17 protein-coding genes are annotated in these 23260 nt (G+C 68.0%); 9 read left to right on the top strand and 8 right to left on the bottom strand.

Features of this window, described 5'->3' with window-relative positions:
- Positions 1–71 precede the first annotated feature (71 nt).
- Complete coding sequence (locus OHA03_RS41240; RefSeq protein ID WP_267009077.1) at positions 72–395, top strand: alpha/beta fold hydrolase; 324 nt, start codon at positions 72–74, stop codon at positions 393–395.
- A gap of 125 nt (positions 396–520) precedes the next feature.
- Here the strand turns inward: OHA03_RS41240 and OHA03_RS41235 are convergent, their stop codons facing one another.
- On the bottom strand, positions 521–2890 hold the full coding sequence (locus tag OHA03_RS41235; RefSeq protein ID WP_267009076.1) for an arylsulfatase: 2370 nt from the start codon (positions 2888–2890) through the stop codon (positions 521–523).
- A 490-nt stretch (positions 2891–3380) separates the two neighbouring features.
- Between OHA03_RS41235 and OHA03_RS41230 the strand changes: the two genes are divergently transcribed.
- The 4 genes from OHA03_RS41230 (at position 3381) to OHA03_RS41210 (ending at position 8156) form a co-directional block, all read left to right on the top strand.
- Positions 3381–4421, top strand: coding sequence for a formylglycine-generating enzyme family protein (locus OHA03_RS41230; RefSeq protein ID WP_267009075.1), 1041 nt, complete (start codon positions 3381–3383; stop codon positions 4419–4421).
- Positions 4422–4568: 147 nt separating this feature from the next.
- On the top strand, positions 4569–6173 hold the full coding sequence (locus OHA03_RS47920) for a helix-turn-helix domain-containing protein (RefSeq protein ID WP_323181378.1): 1605 nt from the start codon (positions 4569–4571) through the stop codon (positions 6171–6173).
- A 170-nt stretch (positions 6174–6343) separates the two neighbouring features.
- Positions 6344–7249: a bile acid:sodium symporter family protein gene (locus OHA03_RS41215; RefSeq protein WP_267009074.1), complete on the top strand. Its 906-nt coding sequence runs from the start codon at positions 6344–6346 to the stop codon at positions 7247–7249.
- Between the two features lie 424 nt (positions 7250–7673).
- Entirely contained in the window at positions 7674–8156 is a 483-nt protein-coding gene (locus tag OHA03_RS41210; protein ID WP_267009073.1) for an SRPBCC family protein, read from the top strand.
- A gap of 779 nt (positions 8157–8935) precedes the next feature.
- Here OHA03_RS41210 and OHA03_RS41205 read toward each other — a convergent pair.
- The 3 genes from OHA03_RS41205 to OHA03_RS41195 form a co-directional block, all read right to left on the bottom strand.
- Complete coding sequence (locus OHA03_RS41205) at positions 8936–9349, bottom strand: hypothetical protein (protein WP_267009072.1); 414 nt, start codon at positions 9347–9349, stop codon at positions 8936–8938.
- Between the two features lie 300 nt (positions 9350–9649).
- On the bottom strand, positions 9650–10816 hold the full coding sequence (locus OHA03_RS41200; protein ID WP_267009071.1) for an alpha-hydroxy-acid oxidizing protein: 1167 nt from the start codon (positions 10814–10816) through the stop codon (positions 9650–9652).
- A 252-nt stretch (positions 10817–11068) separates the two neighbouring features.
- Positions 11069–11212 carry a hypothetical protein gene (locus OHA03_RS41195; protein WP_267009070.1) on the bottom strand — a complete coding sequence of 48 codons (144 nt, stop codon included), beginning with the start codon at positions 11210–11212 and terminating at the stop codon, positions 11069–11071.
- Positions 11213–11290: 78 nt separating this feature from the next.
- Here OHA03_RS41195 and OHA03_RS41190 point away from each other — a divergent pair, with 78 nt between their 5' ends.
- Positions 11291–12556: an IS701 family transposase gene (locus tag OHA03_RS41190; RefSeq protein ID WP_267009069.1), complete on the top strand. Its 1266-nt coding sequence runs from the start codon at positions 11291–11293 to the stop codon at positions 12554–12556.
- Positions 12557–13162: 606 nt separating this feature from the next.
- Here OHA03_RS41190 and OHA03_RS41185 read toward each other — a convergent pair.
- Together OHA03_RS41185 and OHA03_RS41180 are read right to left on the bottom strand one after the other, a co-directional pair.
- Complete coding sequence (locus OHA03_RS41185; protein WP_266999817.1) at positions 13163–14554, bottom strand: IS1380 family transposase; 1392 nt, start codon at positions 14552–14554, stop codon at positions 13163–13165.
- 123 nt (positions 14555–14677) lie between these two features.
- Positions 14678–14866 (bottom strand): hypothetical protein, encoded by a 189-nt coding sequence (locus OHA03_RS41180; RefSeq protein ID WP_267009068.1) that lies wholly within the window; start codon positions 14864–14866, stop codon positions 14678–14680.
- Positions 14867–14873: 7 nt separating this feature from the next.
- Here OHA03_RS41180 and OHA03_RS41175 point away from each other — a divergent pair, with 7 nt between their 5' ends.
- Entirely contained in the window at positions 14874–16442 is a 1569-nt protein-coding gene (locus tag OHA03_RS41175; protein ID WP_267004628.1) for an IS1182 family transposase, read from the top strand.
- A 223-nt stretch (positions 16443–16665) separates the two neighbouring features.
- On the opposite strand, the gene OHA03_RS41170 is transcribed toward OHA03_RS41175, so the two are convergent.
- Both OHA03_RS41170 and OHA03_RS41165 read right to left on the bottom strand, forming a co-directional pair.
- On the bottom strand, positions 16666–17877 hold the full coding sequence (locus tag OHA03_RS41170; RefSeq protein ID WP_267009067.1) for an IS4 family transposase: 1212 nt from the start codon (positions 17875–17877) through the stop codon (positions 16666–16668).
- Between the two features lie 218 nt (positions 17878–18095).
- Entirely contained in the window at positions 18096–19487 is a 1392-nt protein-coding gene (locus tag OHA03_RS41165) for an IS1380 family transposase (protein ID WP_267009066.1), read from the bottom strand.
- A gap of 349 nt (positions 19488–19836) precedes the next feature.
- Between OHA03_RS41165 and OHA03_RS48180 the strand changes: the two genes are divergently transcribed.
- Together OHA03_RS48180 and OHA03_RS41155 are read left to right on the top strand one after the other, a co-directional pair.
- A complete protein-coding gene (locus OHA03_RS48180) occupies positions 19837–20181 on the top strand; it encodes a transposase (RefSeq protein WP_354006177.1) in 345 nt (114 codons plus the stop codon).
- Between the two features lie 45 nt (positions 20182–20226).
- Entirely contained in the window at positions 20227–22977 is a 2751-nt protein-coding gene (locus tag OHA03_RS41155) for a discoidin domain-containing protein (protein WP_267009064.1), read from the top strand.
- Positions 22978–23260: the final 283 nt, after the last annotated feature.

Genomic DNA, 23260 nt, shown 5'->3' with positions numbered 1-23260 from the left:
TGACCTGCGCTCGTACGTCAGTCCAAATTCCGCCCGGACCGTTGGCCGTTGGATCAACGCGGTGCCGGGGCATGCTCGTGCACAAGCCGGAACAGCTGTCCCCGGAGCGGACATGGGCCGACGTCCTGGCCCTGCGCAACGGCTCCGGTTTCAGGGCGGTCGCCAGGTTCGGGCGCGACTGCCAGTGCCGCGCCAATCCCACGGTTCCGGTCACCATCGGCTGGAGCGAGCGCGACCGCATCCTGCCCCTGGACATGGCTGACCTGGCCCGCGAGCGGATTCGCCAGGCCGAACACGTGACACTGCCCGGCCGCGGGCACATGCCCATGAGTGACGACCCGGCACTCATCACTTCCGTCATCCTGGACACCATCGCAGCAGTAGCAAAGCCGTGACGTTACGTGCCGCCTGCCGACGTCAGGGGTCGCCGAGCAACCCGAGGCGAGGCGTGACTGCGGCCGTGCGGTGCCTGTGAGCCGGCCGTGGTTGGCCTGCCCACCGGCACCGCACGGCCGGCCCGTCACTGCCGGGACATGGCGATCCGCCAGCGCTCCTCGATCGGGATCAGGTGCTCGGGGTTGTCCGCGGCGGCGTCCACATCGATCTGCACCCACCGGATCTCGCCGGTGAAGTCGTTGCCGCGCGCCGGGTACTCCGGCGTGACCGGCGAGCCCGACTCGCGGCCCACGTTAGTCGTCTCGTCGAGGGAGAACACCATCGCCTGGGTCACCGGCAGCTGCCCGCGGCCCACCTCGGCGCCGTCGACGTGGAGCGTGACGGTGCCGCCCTTGGCCAGGCCCGGGCCGTCGTAGTCGAACTCCATCCGCACCTGGTGCTCGCCGGCCGGGAGCTTGTGGTCCGAGCCGACGTAGAAGTACTTCAGACCCACCAGGTTGTAGCAGTAGCGCAGTCGGCCGTCGAGGACGTACAGGCTCCAGCCGCCGGCCATGCCGCCCTGAGAGAGGATGACGCCCTCGGCGCGGTCCTCCGGGACCACGATCTGCGCGGTGACGGCGTGGCTCTTGTTCTTGATGTTGATGACCGAGCTCTCGTTGAGGTGCCCCATGCCCGGGAAGAGCACCTGGGTGTTGCCGCGGACGAGCTGCGGCCGGCCCGCCAGGTCGGGGTCCAAACGCTCGACGGCCCGGTCGTCCAGCGGCAGCACCCCGTGCTTGGTCGCCTCGATCAGCCACAGCCGCTGCAGCTTGTGGAGCATCTCGGGCTGCTCGGCTGCCAGGTCGCGGGACTGGGTCCAGTCGTCGGGGCCATACAGCTCCCACACGTCGTCGTCGAAGGCCACCAGCTTCGCTCCCACCATCTCCCACGGCGTACGGTGCTTGGTGACCGCGGTCCAGCCGCGGTGGTAGATGCCTCGGTTTCCAGTGATCTCGAAGTACTGCGTCTGGCGCCGCTCGGGCGCAGTTGCGTCGCCGAAGGAGTAGCCCATGCTCACGCCTTCGATGGGGGCCTGGGTGACCCCGTGCACCGTGGTGGGCTCGGGCAGCCCGGCGGCCTCCAGAACGGTCGGCGCCACGTCGATGACGTGGGAGAACTGGTCGCGGACCTCGCCGCGGGCGGTGATGCCGGCGGGCCAGTGCACGATGGTGCCGTTGCGGGTGCCGCCCCAGTGCGACGCCGCCTGCTTGGTCCACTGGTACGGCGTGCACATCGCATGTGCCCAGCCCACCGCGTAGTGGTTGTAGGCGCTGGGCGTACCGAACTCGTCCACCTTGGCGCGTAGGAACTCCGTCGACTCCAGGGCACTGAGGCCGTTGAAGTTGATCGTCTCGTTGAAGCTGCCGTGGTGGGTGCCCTCGGCCGAGGCGCCGTTGTCGCCGATGATGTAGTAGATCAGCGTGTCATCGAGCAGTTCCAGGTCGTCCAGGGTCTGCACCATGCGCCCGATCTGGGCGTCGGTGTGGGCCAGGAACCCGGCGTACACCTCCATCTGACGGGTCAGCACCGGCTTGAGGTCCTCGGGCATCTCGTCCCAGTGCGGGATCTCCGCATTGAACGCGGTCAGCTCGGCATCGGCCGGAACCACACCGAGCTGCTTCTGCCGCTCGAAGATCTCCTCACGCAGCGCGTCCCAGCCCGCGTCGAAGCGGCCCGCGTACCGGTCGCACCACTCCTTGGGGGCATGGTGCGGGGCGTGGGTCGCGCCGGGCGCGAAGTACAGGAAGAGCGGCCGGTCGGGCTGCAGCGCGTGCTGGCGGCGGATCCAGTCCACGCTGCGGTCGGCCAGATCCTCGGTCAGGTGGTAGCCCTCTTCCGGGGTGCGCTCCGGCTCCACCGGGGTGGTGCCCTCGTACAGCGCCGGGTAGTACTGGTTGGTCTCCCCGCCGAGGAAGCCGTAGAAGTACTCGAAGCCGCTGCCGGTCGGCCAGCGGTCGAACGGGCCGGCCGGGCTGGTCTCCCACACCGGCACCTCGTGACACTTGCCGAACTGCGCGGTGGCGTAGCCGTTAAGCCGCAGCGTCTCGGCCAGCGGCGCCTTGGAGTTTGGCCGCATCGTGTTGTATCCCGGCGCGGAGGTGGCCAGCTCGGTGATGGCGCCCATGCCGACCGAGTGGTGATTGCGGCCGGTCAGCAGCGCCTGACGGGTCGGTGAGCACAGCGCGGTGGTGTGGAACCGGTTGTAGCGCAGCCCACCGTCGGCCAGCCGTTGCGCCGCGGGGGTGTCGATCGGGCCGCCGAACACGCTGGAGGCGCCGAAGCCCACGTCGTCGAGCAGGATCACCAGGACGTTCGGCGCGCCCGCCGGCGGCCGCAGCGGCGTGATCGGCGCGAACGACGTCTCCGGGTCCCGGGCGTCGTACGTGGTCAGCCCGGGCCGGGGCCGGTCGGGTATCGGCAGGGCGGTACGGGGGAGATCGTCTTGCGAGGGCACGGGGCCCCTCCTGTCCGGGGGTGGATGAGGCGACGGCGCCGGCTGTCCGGGCGTGTGGTCCCGGGCTCCGGCACCGTGGTGGTGGGTGAGCAGGGACACGGCGGCTCCCGGCGTGCCGCCAGACGAGGCGGGCCGAGCGAGGGGCTCATGTCCCGGGTACGGGTGGTGTGGTGTGCGCCGTCCGATGGGGAGCCGGGCGGCGGGGAGGTCACGGCCGCAAGGCGGCTGCCAGTTCGGTGGTGAGTGCAACGCAGCCGTGGCGGATCATAGCTGCCGCGACCTGCGGGGTCTTGACGACTCCTGGCGTGGATGGGACTTTAACGGAACTCGAAGTAATGCATCTAGAGGGTCCGCATGTGACCGCAGGAACGGTCACGTCGCCATCGCCAGCTGAGCCCGGCAGCTCGACACCGCCGCCCGCCGTTGGCAGAAAAGTCAGGCGCGGCCCGATCCTCGTACTCCGCAGGCCCCGCACAGCTAGGTAACACCGATGAGTGAAGTGCCCACCGCGACCACGACTCCCCCAGGCCGCACCCCGCAGCAGCAGACCGACGACATGGTGTGGATTCCCGGTGGCCGGTTCACCATGGGATCGGACCACCACTACCCCGAGGAGGCCCCGACCCACCCCGTGAGCGTCGACGGTTTCTGGATCGATCCGCATCCGGTCACCAACGCCCGGTTCCAAGCCTTCGTCGAAGCCACCGGATACCAAACGATCGCCGAACGCCCCGCGGACCTGTCGATGTATCCGAACGCCGACCCGGCCATGCTGGCACCGGCTTCGGCGGCGTTCACGCCGCCTTCACATCCGGTGGACCTGAGATACCCGTACCAGTGGTGGTCGTACGTGCCCGGCGCGAACTGGCGGCACCCAGGGGGTCCGGGGACGTCGCTGCGCGACCGCCTTGATCATCCGGTGACCCATGTGGCGTGGCCGGATGCGCTCGCCTACGCGCAGTGGGCCGGCAAGCAGATCCCCACCGAAGCCGAATGGGAGTACGCCGCGCGCGGCGGCCTGCCCGACAGCGAGTTCGCCTGGGGCGACGAGCTCAACCCGGGTGGCCGGTACATGGCCAACACCTGGCAGGGCGAGTTCCCGCACGAGAACCTGGAACTGGACGGCTACACCGGCACCTCGCCGGTCGGGGCGTTCCCGGCCAACGGCTACGGACTGCGCGACATGATCGGCAACGTGTGGGAGTGGACGTCCGACTGGTACGCCGACCACCGGCACCTCGCGACCAACACGCCGACCTGCTGCGGCGCGCCACGGCCGCGCGTCAACCCGGCCGGCGGCGAGGAGGCTAACAGCATTGAACCAGGTCAGCACCAGCTGCGCATTCCCCGCAAGGTGATGAAGGGCGGCTCGCACCTGTGCGCGCCGAACTACTGCCGCCGCTACCGACCCTCCGCACGACTCCCCCAGCCGATCGACACCTCCACCTGCCACTTGGGCTTCCGCTGCATCGTCCGCCCTGCAGACCTTCCCGCTCGACAAGGGAGTGTCATGAATGAGCGTGATCTTTGACGCTTACATGATCGAGAAGACCTGACGGCGTCCTGCCAGATGACCGCCCGCCCTCAGGCCGAGACGCTGATTCGCGCCGCGCAGTTGTTTCCATCGAGATCGAGAGTGACGGCATCGAATTCCGCATGACAGGAGATCGGCGGCGCCATGACGTCGGCATTTGTTCGACTGCCGGCCGGGGCGGACCTTGGTTCAGCGCTGGTCGGACAGCCCGGCGATCTTTGTCAGTGTCCTCACCGGGGGTACATTCAAAAGGGGCGGGTCGCGTCGAGTACCAGGGCCGTCGACGAGGTCTACGAGGCGGGACCGGCCTTCTATTGGGCACCGGGACACACGCCGCATGCGCTCGAGGACGCTGAGTACGCGGAATTCTTGCCGACCGGCGAGTTCAACGCGCTCATCGATCATTTCAAGGCGCAGGCCGGCCGAGATCGCAGCGGTGGAGTGCAGCATTGTTCGGACGCCCAAGAAGCGTGGCCACCCACCGTCACAGCGAGAGTCAGGGGCGTCGAATTGTCGGAGAACCGGTCGGAAGCGTTGACTGCCTGGGCGCAGGACTTCGGCAAGATGGCCTCACAGGACGCCCTGGTGGACTCCTTCACAGAGCGGGTCGACGCCGTCATCACCAAGCAGATCCCCGAGATCGCCAACGATCCCATCCTCGTCCAGGACTTGCACCGCAGCACCCGCGCGGAGTGGCGCGAGTTCGTCGAGAGCCTCAGAGAGGACCACCGCCTCGTGCGGCCCGGCCAGGGCGCCGACCTGGCCCGTTCCCTGGCCCGGCGCGGCTTGGACCTCGGGATCCTGTTGAAGGTGTACCGGGTCTCCCAGCAGAGCGTCTTCCAGTTCCTCACCGAGATCATCGACGGGGCGAGCGAAGACGCTCCCGCGCGTGACGAGATCCTCGTCTTCCTTTGGGGTCTCGGCGGGCAGTGGATGGCCGACGCCGTGGAAAGCCTGATCGAGACGTACTACGAGGAACGTCGGCGACTGCGCGACGACGCCGCCGTACGCCGCGCCGAGACCATCGAAGCGCTGCTCGGTGACGCGCCGCCCAGTGCGGACGACGCAACGCGCCTACTGGACCACCCCCTGTCGCATTGGCAGACGGCCTACGTCGTCTGGGCGCCCGAGGCCGGCTCGTCGACGACCGAGGCCATGCTGGACATCGCGAATGCCGTCGCCCAGGCGCTTGGCGCCTCACGATCACTGACGATGGTCGCCGGCAGCCGCGACCTGTGGTGCTGGGTAGCCACGCCCCACGAGCCCGACCTCGCTCAGCTCGCCGGCCTCGCGTCGGCACTCCAGCACGCCGGCATGCAGGCGGCGATCGGCCGGCCTGATCCGGGGATCCAGGGTTTCCGAACGAGCCACGCGGAAGCCCGTGCCGCCGAGAGCCTGGCCCTCAAGGCTGCACACGGTCGAGCCCTGGTGCGCTTTGACGAGGAGGAGTTGCTCATCCTCGTTTCAGCACAGGAAACGTTGATGCGACGGATGGTGGCCCGGGAGGTCGGTCCACTCTGCGGTGCCGACAAGAACCTCGCACTGCTCCGCGAGACCGTCCTGGCATACCTGACAACCTTGAGCATTGAGGCGACGGCCGAGCAGCTGTTCGTGCACAAGAACACGGTGCGCTACCGCATCGCCCGGGCCGAGGAGTTGCTCGGGCACCCGCTGTCGCAGCGCTCGACTCAAGTCGAACTCGCACTGCGATGGGTCTCGCTCTTCGGTGCTCCTTCCGACGCGATCTGATCCGCACCGCGAGTTGTTCCAGCGGCCAATGGACAGTGTCTGTTTCGGACTGAGGCACGAGCGCACGTGACGTCGACGCTGGCACCGTTGCGGGTACGACAAGACCCGGACTGGCCGGCCGGGTCTTCCTCGTGTACCACCTCCCGACTCGCCACCTGGAACCGTGACCCATGGACTCAGTGATCGCCTCTGTCTTCCTGCCGGCAGCCCTTGCGGTCGTCATGCTCGGCCTCGGACTGTCTTTGACCGTCGACGACTTCGCCCGCACCGCCCGCCAGCCGCGCGCGGTGGCGGTGGCGCTCACGCTGCAGCTGCTCGTCCTGCCCGCACTGTGCTTCGGGCTGGTCGTGGCGTTTGACCTCCCCCCAGTGCTGGCGGTCGGAATGATGCTGCTCGCGGCTTCTCCGGGAGGCACCGTCGCCAACCTGTTCAGCCACCTGTTCCACGGCGACGTCGCCCTCAACATCACGCTCACCGCCATCAACTCGGTGATCGCCGTGGTGACCGTCCCGCTGGTGACCAACTTCGCCCTGGCGTACTTCGCACCCGACCTCGGCGCGGGGCAGATCACGCTGCAGTTCGGCAAGATGCTCCAAGTGTTCGTGATCGTGCTGGTTCCCGTCGGGATCGGCATGATCCTGCGTCGGTCCCGCCCCGCCTTCGCCGACCGTATGGACCGTCCGGTGCGGATCGCCTCGGCCCTGGTGCTGGCCCTGGCCGTCCTCGGCACCACGTACAACGAGCGAGCCCACGTCCTCGGCTACCTCACCTCGGTCGGCGTGGTGGCGCTGATCTTCTGCCTGGCCAGTCTGACAGTCGGCTTCGTCGTGCCCCGAGCGATGGGGGTGGAGCACCGCCAAGCCGTCGCGGCCGCCTTCGAGATCGGAGCGCACAACGCGGCCCTCGCCATCACCATCGCCGTCGGCGTCCTGAACAGCGTCCCGCTCGCTGTTCCCGCAGCGGTCTACGGATTGGCGATGTTCCCTTGCACCGCCGCTGTCGGCTGGTTGATCACCCGCGGCAGCTCGAGGCCGTCGGCCGTCAAGTCCGCCCCGGCGGCCGACACTTCCCGCTGAGACGTTGCACCGAGCGGAACCGAAACGCCAGCGGAGACCAACGGTGTGCGTGGCCCTGCCGAAGCGCACCTTCACTCCCTTTGCCGAGCGGTTCCACGCGCTGATCGAGATGCAGGCCGCCGACTGTACCGCACGCGGTCAGGTGCGGCCACCATGCCAGGGCGTCAGCGCCGGCCCGGATGGCGTACGACAACAGCCCCGCGCCCGGCGCCGGCACCTGCCGACCAATGACCGATGCTGCCGTTCCCCCTGACCGCCTCCGCGGTCCTCTGTGCGGCATGCGCCGTGGCCGAAGCTCCCGCCGTTCTGACGGCAGTCGGCGCACTGGCCCTGGGGTGTAACTGAATCCGCCGATGACTGCCCTGAGCGCGATGCGCGAGGAACCTTGTCGTTGGCTCGAAATTGTCTTCGAGAAGGGCTGCCGATGGAAACGCGCGTCTCCGAATCCATAGAGATCGCTGTACCACCGAGCGTCGTGTACGCGGCGGTGACGAACGTGGCCGACATGGGCCGCTGGAGCCCCGAATGCACCGGCGCCGACGTCAAGGGCGACGGCCTGCAGGAGGTCTGGCCCGGGATGAAGTTCACCGGACACAACCGCTCCGCCAAGCGCCCCTGGTCGACCCAGTGCACCGTGATGGCAGCGGAGCCAGGCGAGCGGTTCGCTTTCCTCGCCCGTGGCGTAGGGCTGCGCGTCGCGATCTGGACCTACCGGTTCGAGCCGCTCGACTTCGGCCAGGCGACCAAGGTCACCGAGACCTGGATCGACCAGCGCGGCTGGTTCATGCACTTCATCAGCCCCAGGGTCAGCGGCATCCGCGACCGGGCCACCCACAACCGCCAGACCATGAAGGTCACCCTCCAGCGCCTCAAGGAGACGCTGGAGAAGGAGCACCAGTCCACTTGATAGCCGCTGCCATAAGCAGAGGGTGCGTGCGTCCACAACGGCCCGCACGCCCCTTTCTTTTGCGTCTCCCTGCGGTCGCGAGACCAGACCGGACCGGACGGGGGCCAGCCCGGCAACTGATGGGCGCGGCAAAGTGCGGGGAATGAAATCGCACCGCGCCCGTCCTGGCCGCGCAGCGGCCATGGCTCCTCCGGTCGGCAGCTGAGACGATCACCCCTACCCAATCTTCCGTCGAACGGCCTGGACGCGCCCAGGCCGTTCGACGGATCTCGACGGCCCCATCGCGTACGCCGTGCCAACGGCGTCTCCGGTCGTTCGCCCATGCGCCCGTAGCCCGGTCATCCTCGCTGATCCGGGCGAACCCGCGGTCCAGCAGGCCGCGGATCTCAGTATCCCGCTTCCGCGCCACCGCCTTGACCACGCCGAAGGCATTGACCAGCGCACTGGCCGGCCGTGACCACTCGCCCTCACGGGCGCGTGCTGCCGGGTTCTCCGCAACATAGTGCAGGTCCTCCGCGACCGAAGCGGTGCGGACGAACAGCAGGCGGCGGCAAGAGCGCCCGCCGTGAAGCGGACCGGCCCGACCAGGGGCGTGGAGACGCCCGGCGGGTCACGCCGGGCGGGGTACCCGGTACACGAGCGCTGGCTCCATCGTGCGTGTCGATGGCCTCGACGGGCTGCGGCGGGCGCCAGGTGAACACTGAGAACGTCAGCTCGTCGGGCGTCACGTCGATGACGGTGAAGCCATTCTTCTCGACCGGCTTGAGCGACTCCTCCGTCTACACGAGCCCCGACGGTGTGGACTCGATGTGCCGGAAGGCCGACGGGAAGGCAAGGTCACCGGTGCCCAGGGCGCCGGTCGACACCAGGTGCAACGGGTTGGTCAGGGTCAGGCCGTCGGAGCGGAGGATCTTGCCCACGGCCGTTGCGTGAAAGTCTCCCTGGATGGCTACCGGGGCACGCCTGGTCTGGGAACCGAGGGCCTCGATCAGCCGCTGGTGCTGGGTGAACCACCCGGGCTGCCAGCCGGGCTTGTCGCGTCCGAGCACCAGCTTGCCGGTCGCGTTGTCCAGCAGGTCCGGGTACCAGTCGCCCAGCTTGCCCGCCGAGTAGCCGAGGGCAGCGAGGGGACGTGCATGAAGTGCGCGGTGTCCTCGGCTCGTGTCCGCGCGACGATCCAGTCCTCGACCCACTGCGGAAGGACCCGGGCGTGGGTGCCCTTGGAGTCCAGGTAGCGCCGGCAGTCGTAGAGCACGGCCTCGAGCAGGGAGCCGAAGCGCAGCGTTCCGTAGGTTGCGTTGGCGTGGCGTCCGGCGCCGGGAACGTCTTGAGCGGCCACGATCCGCACAGCGGCTTGTCGTGCGCGTCCGTGATGCGCATGCGGTCGCGGGTGTCGGGCCGGAGGGAGGAGATGTCGAACCGCCAGAACCGCCCGTGCGCGTCGGTTCGTTCGCCCTTGACGTGCCGGCCGTCGACCCACAGGCGCGACGTGCTCAGGGCCGTCGGCGTAGGGCCTCGCGAGTGAGGTCGGCCAGGGTGGGGTAGCCGTCGACCGCCATGATCAGGTCGGCCTCGGCGAGGAGCGCGCGCAGTACGTGGACGATGCCGTCCGTGCCGCCGGCGGCCAGGCCGTAGGCGTAGGGCCGTCCGACGCCCACGGCGGTGGCGCCGAGGGCGAGGGCCTTGACGATGTCGGCGCCGGTGCGGACACCGGAGTCGAAGAGCACGGGCAGGCCGTCGGCGGCGTCCACCACCTCGGGCAGCGCGTCGAGGGCGGCGAGGCCTCCGTTGGCCTGTCGGCCCCCGTGGTTGGAGCAGTAGATGCCGTTCACGCCGCCGTCCTTGGCCCGGCGCACGTCGTCGGGGTGGCAGATCCCCTTGAGGATCAGCGGCAGGTCGGTCAGGGAGCGCAGCCAGGGAAGGTCGTCCCAGGTCAGCGGGTTGCCGTAGATCCCCATGAGGTGGGCGACCGCTGCGCCCATGTCCTCCTCCGGAGAGCGCTCCAGGCGCGCGCGGAAGACCGGGTCGGAGGTGTAGTTGGCCAGGCAGTGGCCGCGCAGCTGGGGGAAGTTGCTGGTGCTGAGGTCGCGGGGGCGCCAGCCGGTGACCCAGGTGTCGAGGGTCACCACGATGCCCTTGAACCCGGCGGCCTCGGCGCGGTGGACCAGGCTTTCCGCCAGGTCCCGGTCGGTGGGCGTGTACAGCTGGAAGAAGCCGGGGGTGTCGCCGAGTTCCTTCGCCACGGCCTCCATCGGGTCGACGGTCAGGGTGGAGGCGACCATGGGCACTCCGGTGCGGGCGGCAGCCCGGGCGGTGGCGAGGTCGCCGTGCGCGTCCTGTGAGCACAGGCCGATGACGCCCACCGGCACCATGAACAGCGGGCTCGCCAGTGTCATCCCGAACAGATCGACCGACAGGTCGCGCCGCGCGGCTCCGACCATCATCCGAGGGATCAGCCCCCACTGCTCGAAGGCGCTGACATTGGCACGCTGGGTGTACTCATCACCGGCACCGCCGGCCACGTACGACCACAGGGACGGGGAGAGCGCGGCTTGCGCCTTCGACTCGAGGCCGGCGAAGGTCATCGGCAGTGTCGGCACCACTCCGCGCAGTCCGTCACCGTAGATCTCGTTCTGGTAGTCGCCGAATGACCGGGTCATCTCGCTCGCCTCTCTCTACTGCGCGTCGGCGGCGATTCCGTTCCGGCCACCGGTGCGGGCACCACCGTTTCAGTGCGGACGCAGGACGACCATGTACACGGATCCAAAAGGTGCGGCCAGCATTGTGACCACGGACACCCCGGCCCTGACGGCACAGCCGAAGGCCGGCGTATCGTCCGGCCGCGGGCATCCGTTGGCTTCGTAACTGACAGTCGACACCGTTTGTCGCCGAGCTTGGGCAGCACTTGTCGATCACAGGGACCGATGTCGGTGAGAACTGACACCCTCGGTCAGCCACGCCGCACCGCCCTTCACCCCACGCTCGGCCTCCAGCCAGTCGCACAGCGCCGCGGCGATCCAGGTACGGCCCTGGCGCGCGGACTCGTGCAGCAACACGGCCAGGGCCTAGTAGGGCTTGGTCAGGTCGGTTGTGGTGGTGCGTGTCCTGCAGGTCCGGTGTGGCGTTGAGAGTGTGTGACTCCGGACGAGATTGCTGTGGTGCGTGGCGAGTTGGAGACGTTCGCGGCGGAGGTGTTCGAGCCGTTTGCGCGAAAGGATCAGCGCCGGTGGGGGCAGGTATATCTGCGGGGGCTGCTGACCGACGGGCAGCGTAAGTCGGTCGAGCCGATGGCCGCCCGGCTCGGGGAGGACGGCAATCGTCAGGCACTGGCCAACTTCATCACCACCAGCCCCTGGGACCCCGCGCACATCCGGGCCCAGCTCGCCTGGCGGATGGAGGAGGCGATCGGGCCGGAGGCCCTGGTCTTCGACGACACCGGGTTTTTGAAGGACGGGACCGCCTCGGCGTGTGTGTCGCGGCAGTACACCGGCACCGCGGGCAAGGTCACCAACTGCCAGGTCGGCGTCTCACTCCACCTCGCGTCCGACCACGCCTCGGCGGCGGTCAACTGGCGGCTGTTCCTGCCCGGGACATGGGATCCCGCCTCACCGAAGGCCGATGCGGGCAAGGTCGCCCGCCGTGCCGCCTGCGGCATCCCGGACGATGTCGGGCATGTGGAGAAGTGGCAGCTGGCCCTGGACATGCTCGACGAGACCCGCTCCTGGGGGATCGAGGTGCCGCTGGCCGTCGCGGACGCCGGATACGGCGATGCCGCCGCGTTCCGGCACGGACTGCAGGCCCGCGGCCTGAACTACGTGGTGGGGATCTCCCCCACGCTGTCGGCCCAGCCCGCCGGCGCGGTGCCGGTGGCCGAGCCGTACTCGGGGTCCGGACGGCCGCCGGTGGCGAAGTATCCCGACAAGCCGCGGCCGGTGAAGGAGCTGGTCATCGCGGCGGGCCGGAAGGCGGCCAGGCCGGTGCAGTGGCGGGAGGGCTCCCGGCCCGGCACCGGCCGCTCGGGCCGCAAGCGGATGTACTCCCGCTTCGTGGCCTTGCGCATCCGGCCTGCCGGACGCGAGGTCCGCCAGGCCACCGACGGCCCGGAACTGCCGGAGTGCTGGCTGCTGGCCGAATGGCCCGCCGGTGAGAGCGAGCCGGTGCAGTTCTGGCTGTCCGACCTGCCCTCCGGCATGCCTCTGACCACGCTGGTCCGGCTCGCCAAACTCCGCTGGCGCATCGAACACGACTACCGGGAGATGAAACAGGCCCTGGGACTTGCCCACTTCGAGGGCCGCACCTGGAACGGCTGGCACCACCACGTCACCCTCGTCTCCGTCGCGCACGCCTTCTGCACCCTGCAACGACTGGCCCGGGCCCCAAAAGACGCGGCGCCGGCCTGAGCCTCTACCAGGTCGTCCGCGAGCTGCAGATACTCCTCGCCCTCTGGACCGGTGCCTGCCCCACCTGCCACCGCAACATACCCACACCGATACGAACCTGACCAAGCCCTACTAGCGGTCCTCGCGAGTGATAGAGGGCGGGCGGCCCGGGTGTGAGGCATCGACCAAGGCGTCGAAACCGCCGTCTTCGAAGCGGTGGGCCGCACCACGCACAGACGTCGTTGCATTTCGAGCAGGCCAGCGACCTGGGGCAGGGTCATACCCCGCGCGATCAACCGAATGCAGTCCGGACGCAGCCTGGTGTGCGGCCCGAGATCACGTGCCCGCAGACGCTCACACACTTCACAATCCTGATCAGGCGTCAGTTCCACACGCAGGATCTTCGGCATGGCAGCGCCTCCCTGCTGCACCTCACACCCGAACCGCACCCGACATCACCACAACCGCTTAGCCTTGATCCACCGAGGTGGTTTGAGAGTGGTCTTTTGATCGGCTTCGGGTCGGGTGGCCGGGTGAGGGCAGCTTGTGTCCGCTGGTCTGCCCAGCATTTCCACGGTTCGGTTCCGGTCGGGCCCTTGCGGGCGGGGCGGGCAGGGGCTGTTCGTATCAGCCGGCCGGTCCGTGGGCGGTGGAGAACAGGTGTGTCCAGGCGTGCTGCCAGGGCCAGTTGTGCGGTAGGTGCAGGGTGATGCGGCGGCCGGAGCGGGCGATCCGGGCCGGAACGTGGACCAGGTGGGTGCGGATCGTGGCGGTGGTGGCCCTGGCGTGGAAGGCGGAGGCCTGTGCGCCGGTGGCCCGCAGCAGGTTGTAGGTCATCGCCCACAGGGTGAGCCATGCGGCGTTGGCGTGGAAGTGTGCGGAGGGCAGGTGGGCCAGGGCAGAGGCTTTGCTGTCGGCGATGACCTGCTCGATGACCGCGTGGTGACGGTGTTCGCGTTCGGCCTGGAGGGTCTGTGCGGGCTGGTCGGTGAAGAACGGGTGGTAGCGCCAGACGGGAAACAACTCGCCCTGCTCACCCACAACGGCGGGTTTGGCCAGGTCGCGGACCCGGCGCACGATCAGCCGCGCGGTGACCCGCTCTGCTTTTGTGCGGCTGGCGAACGCGGTGTAGGCGGGGATCTCGGCGACTTCGGCGTCCGAGATGAGTTCACCGGTTGCGGGATCGGGCACCGCGGTCGGGTACGTGATCTGCTGCCAGGCCTGGTCGGGGAGGGTGTGGATGGCCCGTTTGATGGAGGGGTTCATCCCGCAGGTGATCGAGAAGTGGGCTCCGGCCCGGCGGCAGGCGGCGATCACCCCGGCGTTGTAGAACTGCGAGTCCGCTCGCAGGATCCGGGTGCCGGTGCAGCCCGCCTCGACGGCGGTGGCCAGCGCCTCACTGACGAATTTCGGGGCCCCACGGGAATCGGCTGCCTTGCCGCGGCGCATCCGTACTGTTGCGATCACCGGCCGGGAGGTGGGGGTGCAGATCGTGGCAAGCAGGGGGTGCAGGGTGCGGATGCCCTTGAACCGGCCGTACTCGGCGCCCTGCTTGGCCCGGCCGTAGACCCGCTTGTGGGTGGAGTCGACATCAATGAACACCATCTGATCGGCGCCGGGAAGCAGCGGGGTGTGCGCGGCCAGTTGACCGAGGAACCTGCGGTGGACAGCGTGGAGTTGGAGTGCGTGACCGTGGGTGAACGCGCGAAGGAACGTGCCCAGCGTGGACGGCGCACGAACCCCTCGGAACAGGGCGGGCATCGCGCCGTGCCGCAGCACGTGGAGGTCGTCGATGCTGTCCGCGCCCGCCGCCATGCCGGCCACGATGCTGCTGACCTTGGCGCCCGCCGACGCACCCGCGCCGTTCGTCGTCCCGCTCAGCTCCACCTTCTGCGTCACCAGGCCCGACAGCCCACACCGTTCGGCCAGCCGCATCACCGGAACCAGCCCGGCAAGCGCGACCAGATTCGGGTCATCGAACGCAGCGGAGACCGCCGCTGGAGTATGGGAAACTTGCATCTCGGAAGTGCCTTGCCGATCGTGCGTGCTGGAAGCCTCAAGAACTCCCATCATCGCAGGTCACAAGGCACTTCCTTGTTTCCCGAAGAGTCATCCACAGCCATCAGATCGGTGGATCAAGGCTTAGCTCAATACCGTGACTCTGTTGGCGATCTTGTGTGGGGTGCTGACAGGTCGTCCGTTCGGCGGTTCGCTGGAGTGGAGCGGGGTGGTTTCGGGGAGAGGGGCGGAGATGTCCTTGCGGGCCAGGAGTTTCCAGCGCATACCGACGCGGACAATGGTGACGGCGTGGGCGGCGTGTCCGAAGGGCACGCCGGCGATGCTGATACGGGACCGGCTGGATGTGGTGTTCGAGGACGGCGAGTTCGCTGACCTGTATCCGAAGGACGGTCGTCCGGGACTGTCACCTGGGCAGTTGGCGCTGGTGTCGGTGCTGCAGTTCGCGGAGAACCTCTCGGACCGCGCGGCCGCGAACGCGGTCCGCACCAGGATCGACTGGAAGTACGCCCTGGGCCTGGAGTTGAACGATCCCGGCTTCGACCACTCGGTGCTGTGCGAGTTCCGGGCCAGGCTGACCCAGGACGACGCGGCCGACCGGCTGCTGCGAGTGATGCTGCATCGGCTGACCGAGGCCGGGCTGCTTAAATCCGGCGGTCGGCAACGCACGGATGCGACCCATGTGCTTGCGGCGGTGCGCACGCTCAGCCGGCTGGAGCTGGTCGGCGAGAGCCTGCGGGCCGCCCTCGAGCAGCTCGCCCAGGCGGACCCGGACTGGCTGCTGCCGCTGGTCGAGCCGGAGTGGGACAAGCGCTACGGGCGCAAGATCGAGATCGGCAAGGTGCCCGGCGGGAAGGCCGGGGTCACCGCGCTGGCCGAGACCTTCGGCCGGGACGGACACAAGGTCCTGGCCGCCGCGTGGGCGGCCGACGCCCCTCCCCAGCTCCGGGCGTTGGCGCAGGTGGAAATCCTGCGCCAGGTCTGGGTGCACCACTACGTCTGGGATACCCGCGGGCGGCTGCGCTGGCGCGACGGACACGCGCTGCCTCCGGCATCGCTGCGGTTCGACTCCCCGTACGACACCGACGCGCACTACTGCGTCAAACGTGACACCGCCTGGTCCGGCTACCGCACTCACTTCACCGAGACGTGCACGTCAGACCTGCCGGAGGTGGTCGTGCATGTGGCCACCACGATCGCCCCGGTCCAGGACGGCGAACTCACCGCCCAGATCCACGACGATCTGGCCCAGGTCGGCCTCATCCCGGCCGAGCACGCCGTCGACGCCGCCTACATCAGCCCCGCGCAGATTGAACGCGCTCACCGGGTACACAGCATCACCCTGCTCGGCCCGGTCGTGCCCGACCACAGCCACCAGGCCAAAAGCGGGGCCGGCTTCGACAAGGCCGCCTTCGCCATCGACTGGGACCGCTGCCAGGCCACCTGCCCCCAGGGCACCGTCAGCCGCGAGTGGCGTCCCCTGCACATCAGCGGCCACAACTACATCCAGGTCAAGTTCGACAAGGCCACCTGCCTGGCCTGCCCCGTCCGACCCCAGTGCACCAAGGCGGTCAGTGGTCCGCGCTCGCTCGCACTGCTGCCCACCCGCGAACTGCACGAGATCCAGCAGCGCAACCGCCTCGACCAGCGCACCGAAGACTGGCAGCGCCGCTACGCGATCCGCGCCGGCATCGAAGCCACCCTCTCCCAGAACGTCCGCACCTGCGGCCTGCGCCGGACACGCTACCGAGGCCTGCCCAAGACGCACGTCCAGCACGTACTGACCGGCCTGGCCTGCAACGTCACCCGCATCACCGACTGGATCGCCGACCCTACGCGCCCCCGGCGAGCACCCAGCCACTTCCACGCCCTCTGCACCGCCGTCACCTGACCCCCACAAGATCACCAACAGAGTCATACCGTTCAGTTAGTGGACTCGGATGGTGATGTGGGGGCCGTGTTTGGGCTGGGGCCAGTGTGCGTGGTGGGAGCGTTTCGCAGCCCATTTCAGGACCTTGCGTTTGACGACTCGCGGGTGTGAGCGTTTTCGGCGGGGCGGGTTGAGCTGTTGGGTGAGCCATCGGATGGCGTGACACCATGTCGCGTCGGCCGTGTCAGCGCCCGGAGGGGGAAAATGCGCCCTGCGCGACTGAACGGCGGGCGATGCGGAGGGCCTTGACGAAGGAGACTCTGTCGGGGTCCTGGCCGGTGTGCGCGGCGGTGTCGGCCATCAGGGTGCGGATGGCGTAGTGGCAGCACAGGTGTCCCCAGATTTCTTGCTGCACAAGGTCGGGGGCTTTCGAGCGCAGTACCGCGCGGGGCCCGCGTTGATGGGTCTTCAGTTCGTCGAAGGTTGTCTCGATCTCCCATCGTTGGGCATAGACGGCTGCGAGGTCCTCGGCGCCAACCTCGGCCGGGTCGAGGATCGTGGTCAGCAGCCGGTATTCCTCGGGGTTGTCCCGGCCGTCATCGACCGTGTAGTCGATCACTCTGACTGTGAGCGGCTCCGTCGTGGCCCGGTTCGTGCCCGACGTCGGGACGATCCGGGCCAGCCAGGACCCATCGGCCAGTGTTTCCAGATGCCGGGGCCGCAGGTTCGCTTTCACTCGCCAGAGCAGATCCGCGCCCGTGGCGGCGGCCTGCTGCCAGAGACGGAACCCGTAGAAGCCCCGGTCAGCCAGGACCAGTTGGCCCAGCTCCAGCCGACCGACGAGCTGCCGGGACAACTCGATCTCCGACACGCTGCACGGGCCGGTGACAGCGTCGAAGACGGCATGGGTGCCGCATTCCGCCAATGCCACCAGGCGGGCCTGCGGAAACGCGGACTGCTCCCCCCGACTGGAAGCAGGCCGCCCGAAGAATTCTGCGTTGGCTGCCGTGTCTGCCACGTCCAGGCACGTCCCGTCAATCGCCACCAGACGACGCCCGGCCAGCCACGACCCCGGCGTGTCCGGCCCCGCCAGCGGACGCGCGACCCGCACGAAGAGATCCCGCACCGGCTCGAACCCCAGGCGAGCCCTGGCCTGGAAGATCGCCGACTTCGAGGGCGGCGTGAACGACTCCGACCACCCCGACGCCCACGACAGCCCATCCGTGAGCTGCGCGAACACATCCTCGTAGGAGCCATCCGAATACAGCGCCATCCCCATCGAGAAGTACGCCATCACCCGCGCGGGCAAGGACCGGTGACGCCGCTCAGTACGCCCCGCCTCCTCGATCACCGCGTCAACCACATCTGCGGGAAACACCCGCGTCAGCAACCCCACAGACACCAAATCCGACAACCGGACATCAGAAGACGGCTTCACCCAACCAGAACGCGGCATCCCCCAACAATAACTCAGAAGCGCTTAACTGAACGTTATTGCGCTTAGCCTTGATCCACCGACGTGGTTTGGGGAGTGATCTTGTGACCGGTTGCGAGCCGGTTTCAGGTCGGCGGTTGGGCACGGGCAGGTTGTAGCCGCTGGTCTGCCCAGCTTTTCCACGGGTTCGGTTCCGATTGGGCCCTGGCGGCGGGCGGGTCGGGTAGGGGCTGTTCGTGTCAGCCGGGTGGGCCGTGGACGGTGTCGAAGAGGTGTGTCCAGGCGTGCTGCCAGGGCCAGTTGTGTGGCAGGTGCAGGGTGATGCGTCGTGCGGAGCGGGCGATCCGGGCCGGAACCTGGACCAGGTGGGTGCGGAGAGTGGCGGTGGTGGCTTTGGCGTGGAAGGCGGAGGTCAGGGAGCCGGTGGCCCGCAGCAGGTTGTAGGTCATCGCCCACAGGGTGAGCCAGGCCGCGTTGGCGTGGAAGTTCCCGGAGGGCAGGTGCGCCAGAGCTCCGGCTTTGCTGTCCGCGATGACCTGCTCGACCAAGGCGTGGTGGCGGTGTTCCCGCTCGGCCTGCAGCGTTGCGGCAGGCTGGTCGGTGAAGAAGGGGTGGTAGCGCCAGACGGGAAATAGCTCGCCCTGCTCACCCACAACGGCGGGTTTGGCCAGGTCACGGACCCGGCGCACGATCAGTCGGGCGGTGACCTGGTCACTCTTTTTGCGGCTCGCGAACGCGGTGTATTGGGGTATCTCGGCGAGTTCGGCGTCCGAGATGAGCTCACCGGTCTCGGGGTCGGGCACCGCGGTCGGGTAACTGATGTGCTGCCAGGCATCGTTGGGGATGCCGAGAACGGCCCGCTTGATGGAGGGGTTCATCCCGGTGGTGATCGAAAAGTGGGCGCCGGCCCGGCGGCATGCGGCGATCACCCCGGCGTTGTAGAACTGCGAGTCGGCCCGCAGGATACGGGTCCCGGTGCAGCCGGCCTCGCGGGCGGCGGCCAGGGCCTCGCTCACGAATTTCGGGGCGCCTCGGGAGTCTGCTGCCTTGCCGCGTCGCATCCGTACGCCGGCGATCACCGGCCTCGATTGTGGGGTGCAGATCGTGGCGAGTAGCGGGTGCAGGGTGCGGATGCCCTTGAACCGGCCGTACTCGGCGCCCTGTTTCGCCCGGCCGTAGACCCGCTTGTGGGTGGAGTCGACATCGATGAACGCCAGCTCGTCCGAGCCCGGCAGCAAGGGGGTGTGCGCGGCCAGTGCGGCCAGGAACCGGCGGTGGACAGCGTGGAGTTGAAGGGCACGACCGTGGGTGAACGCGCGGAGGAAGGTGCCCAGTGTGGACGGGGCACGGGCACCTGCGAACACGGCCGGCATCGCCCCGTGCCGCAGGACGTGAAGGTCGTCGATGCTGTCCACACCCGCGGCCATGCCGCCCACAATGCTGGTGACCTTGGCGTCCGCCGCAGCCCCCGCCACGTTCCTCGCGCCGGTCAGCTTCACCTTCTCGGCCACCAGCCGCGACAGCCCGCACCGCTCGGCCAGCCGCAGCACCGGCAGCAGCCCGGCATACGCGATCAGGTTCGGGTCATCGAACGCAGCGGAGACCGCTGCCGGAGTATGGGAAACTTGCATCTACGAGGTGCTTTGCTGATTGTGCGTGCTGGAAGCGTCAGAACTCCCATCATCGCAGGTCAGCAGGCACCTCTTCTTGATTGCTCATCCACAGCACGCGAGTCACTCGGTGGATCGAGGCTTCACCGCCCGCGGTAAGACCATCTGGGCGGAACAGACCCTGCCTCCGAGCTGAGCCGCCCGCAGTGATCCGCTACCGTAAACTGCGGCCGCAGCCACAACCGAAGCCGACCCCCTCCGGGCCCCCTTCCGGTCTCGTGGCGGCACTGCGGACCTCGATGTCCGACGCTCCATCAATTAGCATAGGATCCTCGCCGTTGCTTCGACACTGGTGACGAGGACCTGAAGAATATCGACCCGGTCACAAGCCGTCCGCCGGTGCATCGACGCGTTCATCGACACCTGGGCCGGTACCTGCGCCGCCGCTATGCCGGCGGCCGACCGGGTCGGCTTGACCGCCTACCTGCGATTCCCCGCCGAGCACCATAAGAGGATCTGGCATGTCATCGAGCGGACCGTCGGCGAGACCCGACGCAATGTGAGGGGCATCGGACGGTTCCCCGGCGAGACCTCCTGCATCAGCCCGGTCCGGGCCGTTCTGGACCGCCCGATCAAAGCCGATTTCTCCGAAATCGTGTTCTTTCATTTGCCTTCGTTGCCCCCGAGGCCAGCGGCGTCAAGAGTTCCGACTTAACACGTCCGAACCTCGGAGGTTCCCTTGCATTCGCCAACCCTCGCCATGAGATCGATCACGACAGGTGTGCTTGTCGCGATCTGCCTCGCCTTTGCCGGCCCGGCCCGCGCGGCCGTCGTAACCGACCTGTACGCCTCACCGACCGGCAGCGGAAGCTCCTGCTCATCCACCGCGCCGTGCTCCGTGGCGACGGCCCAAGCCCAGGTCAGGAGCCTGACCTCGACAGCAACCGGCGACATCGCTGTTGATCTGGAGGACGGGGCCTACCCGTTGACCGCGCCGCTGAGCTTCGGGCCGGCCGACTCCGGACTGAACGGCCACAACGTGATCTGGCGCGCGGCGCCCGGGGCCAGCCCGGTCTTCAGCGGAGCCCAGCCCATGACCGGCTGGGCTCAGGTCGGCACCAGTGGCGTCTGGAAAACCGCATTGCCTGCGGGTATCACCGACACCCGCCAGATCTACGTCAACAACAGGCGCGCGACCCGGGCCCGTGGAGCCTATTTTCCTGCCGGATTCACCATGACGAGCACCGGCTACACCACCACGGATGCGGCATCTCTCGGCACCTGGAAGAACCCGAGCAGCATCGAGTTCGTGTATCACCAGTCATACATCGAGACCAGGTGTCCGGTCGCGTCCGTCAGCGGAAACACGATCACGATGGCGCAGCCCTGCTGGAACAACGCCCACAACAACCCCGGGATCGCGAACAACACGATCAACTACATCGAGAACGCCTTCGAGCTTCTCAACCAGCCCGGCGAGTGGTATCTCGACAAGACGGGTGCCGTCGCCGGTGATGGGACTCCGGCGCTGTACTACACGCCCCGCAGCGGAGAGTCACTCACCGGCCCTGGTGCGGTGCAGGTCACGGTGCCGGCGATCCAGCAGGTTCTGACGGTGGCCGGCACCGGTACAAGCGCACCGGTGCAGAACCTGCAGTTCTCCGGGCTCACATTCGCCGACGCGACGTGGCTCTTCCCGAACACGGCGGACGGGTTCGTCGAGCAGCAGGCCGACTTCACCGAGACCGGTGCCGGTGCGTCACCGTACAACTATTCGGGCCTCACGAAGACTCCTGCGGCCGTGGACGTCGCATACGCCACGAATGTGGTGTTTCAACAAGACACCTTCACCAGACTCGGAAGCGCGGGAATCAACGTCGAGAAGAGTTCGAACAATGTCTCCCTGATAGGAAATCAGATTTACGACGTGTCGGCAAACGGCATCCAGATCGGCGACATCACCCACCAGGACCAGAGGCCGACGAACTTCGCGGACCGCATCCACGACATCACCGTTCAGGACAACTACGTACACGACATCGCCACCGAGTTCATCAGCGGTGTCGGTATCTTCGGCGGCTTCACCGACACCCTGAAGCTCCTGCACAACGAGATCGCGAACGTGCCCTACGACGGCATCTCACTTGGCTGGGGCTGGGGATATCTGGACAACGGGGGCCTCGGTGACTACCAGACCAACCCGGAGACCACTCCCACCATCGCCGCCAACAACCAGATCGTGGGCAACTACGTTCACCACTACATGATCGCGGGACAGGACGGCGGAGCGGTCTACACCCTCGGCGACCAGCCGAACTCGATCGAGCAGTCCAACTACTACGCCAACTCACCCGACGACGGAAGCCAGCGCGGGATCTACCTCGACAACGGGACTCAGCACTACACCGTGAGCAACAACGTCGTCGACCGCGTTGCCAGTTGGCTGCTCGTCAACGAGGGCGGCGGTCACGGCAGCCTCACCAACCCGCCCGCCGAGAACAACGTCATCACCGGGAACTGGGCCAACACGACGAACAAGTCCTGCTGCTCGAGCATCAACACCTACGACGCCTCCAACAACGACACCGTCGTCGGCAGCGCTTGGCCGGCCGCCGCGCAGACGGTGATCAATGCGGCCGGACTCGAACCCGCGTACGCCTACCTCCACGGCACCTCGTCGACCACGAATCTCGCCCTCGGCGCGACGGCGGCCGCGAGCAGCATCTACAGCAGTGGCTACGCCGCAGGCAAAGCGGTCGACGGATCGGGCGCGACGCGATGGGCCACACCCGCCGGTACCACGTCTGCCTGGCTCACGATCACGTTTCCGCAAGCGACGACGCTGAACCGAGTCGTCCTGCGTGAGGCCCAGTGGGGCACTGCCCACATCAACACCTTCACGATCGACTACTGGAACGGCTCGGCATGGGTTACCGCCGTCGCCGACTCCTACGGCGGACTCGTCGCGCAGGAGCGCTTCTCAGCCGTGACCACGACCGAAATCCGGCTCAGCATCGCCGACAGTGCGCCCGGCCCGTCCGTTCAGGAGGTCGAGGTGTACTACGACCACAACATCGCGCAGGGGCAACCCGCCAGCCAGTCTTCAACGGCCTACGGTGGCGTGGCGTCGCACGCGGTGGACGGAAACACCAACGGTGACTTCTACGGTGGCGGGTCGGTGACCCACACCAACAGCGACCCCAACGCCTGGTGGCAGGTTGACCTTGGCGCGTCCTACACACTGTCGGCTGTCAACATCTACAGCCGAACCGACTGCTGCGCCGACCGGCTCAGCGACTACTGGATCTTCGTGTCACCCACGCCCTTCGACACCAGTCTCACACCGGCGCAGCAAGCGGCAGTTCCCGGCGTGTGGAGCACACACCAGACCAGCCAGGTCGGTACCCCCACGACGCTGAGCCTCGGCAACGCGTCAGGCCGGTACCTGATGATCCAACTCAACGGTACGAACTACCTGTCCCTGGCCGAAGTGCAGGTCTTCCCTCGATAGCGGACTCGCATACTGCTGGACCGTCTTGATCCCAGGGATATCCCCAAGCCCGCCGTGTTCAGTAGAGGTCCGCGCCACCGCCGTCGCGGTGGCGCGGACCTCGAACTCAGCTCTCCGTGAGCATGTAGCGCAGGTGGCCGTCGCGATGGGGACTGTCCGAAATCCTCACACGCCCCCGCGATGCCGGTCCGGGCCGGCGCTCGCGCGACCCAGGCGGTCAGGGAGGTGATCCCGCCCGGCGTCCATCAGCCCGTTCCATCTGTTCACGAACTGCCGGTCGGTC

The sequence above is a fragment of the Streptomyces sp. NBC_00154 genome (assembly GCF_026342835.1).
Classification (GTDB): Bacteria; Actinomycetota; Actinomycetes; order Streptomycetales; family Streptomycetaceae; genus Streptomyces.
Note: the sequence above shows the minus strand (reverse complement) of the source record. Positions and strands in the feature narration are given on the sequence as shown.

Coding starts and splice junctions, on each gene's coding strand:
- OHA03_RS41240 (WP_267009077.1), top strand. CDS start 72: ATGCTCGTGCACAAGCCGGAACAGCTGTCCCCGGAGCGGACATGGGCC.
- OHA03_RS41170 (WP_267009067.1), bottom strand. CDS start 17,877: ATGCCGCGTTCTGGTTGGGTGAAGCCGTCTTCTGATGTCCGGTTGTCG.
- OHA03_RS41185 (WP_266999817.1), bottom strand. CDS start 14,554: ATGCAAGTTTCCCATACTCCAGCGGCGGTCTCCGCTGCGTTCGATGAC.
- OHA03_RS41175 (WP_267004628.1), top strand. CDS start 14,874: ATGCTGATACGGGACCGGCTGGATGTGGTGTTCGAGGACGGCGAGTTC.
- OHA03_RS41210 (WP_267009073.1), top strand. CDS start 7,674: ATGGAAACGCGCGTCTCCGAATCCATAGAGATCGCTGTACCACCGAGC.
- OHA03_RS41200 (WP_267009071.1), bottom strand. CDS start 10,816: ATGACCCGGTCATTCGGCGACTACCAGAACGAGATCTACGGTGACGGA.
- OHA03_RS41165 (WP_267009066.1), bottom strand. CDS start 19,487: ATGCAAGTTTCCCATACTCCGGCAGCGGTCTCCGCTGCGTTCGATGAC.
- OHA03_RS47920 (WP_323181378.1), top strand. CDS start 4,569: ATGACGTCGGCATTTGTTCGACTGCCGGCCGGGGCGGACCTTGGTTCA.
- OHA03_RS41230 (WP_267009075.1), top strand. CDS start 3,381: ATGAGTGAAGTGCCCACCGCGACCACGACTCCCCCAGGCCGCACCCCG.
- OHA03_RS41155 (WP_267009064.1), top strand. CDS start 20,227: ATGAGATCGATCACGACAGGTGTGCTTGTCGCGATCTGCCTCGCCTTT.
- OHA03_RS41215 (WP_267009074.1), top strand. CDS start 6,344: ATGGACTCAGTGATCGCCTCTGTCTTCCTGCCGGCAGCCCTTGCGGTC.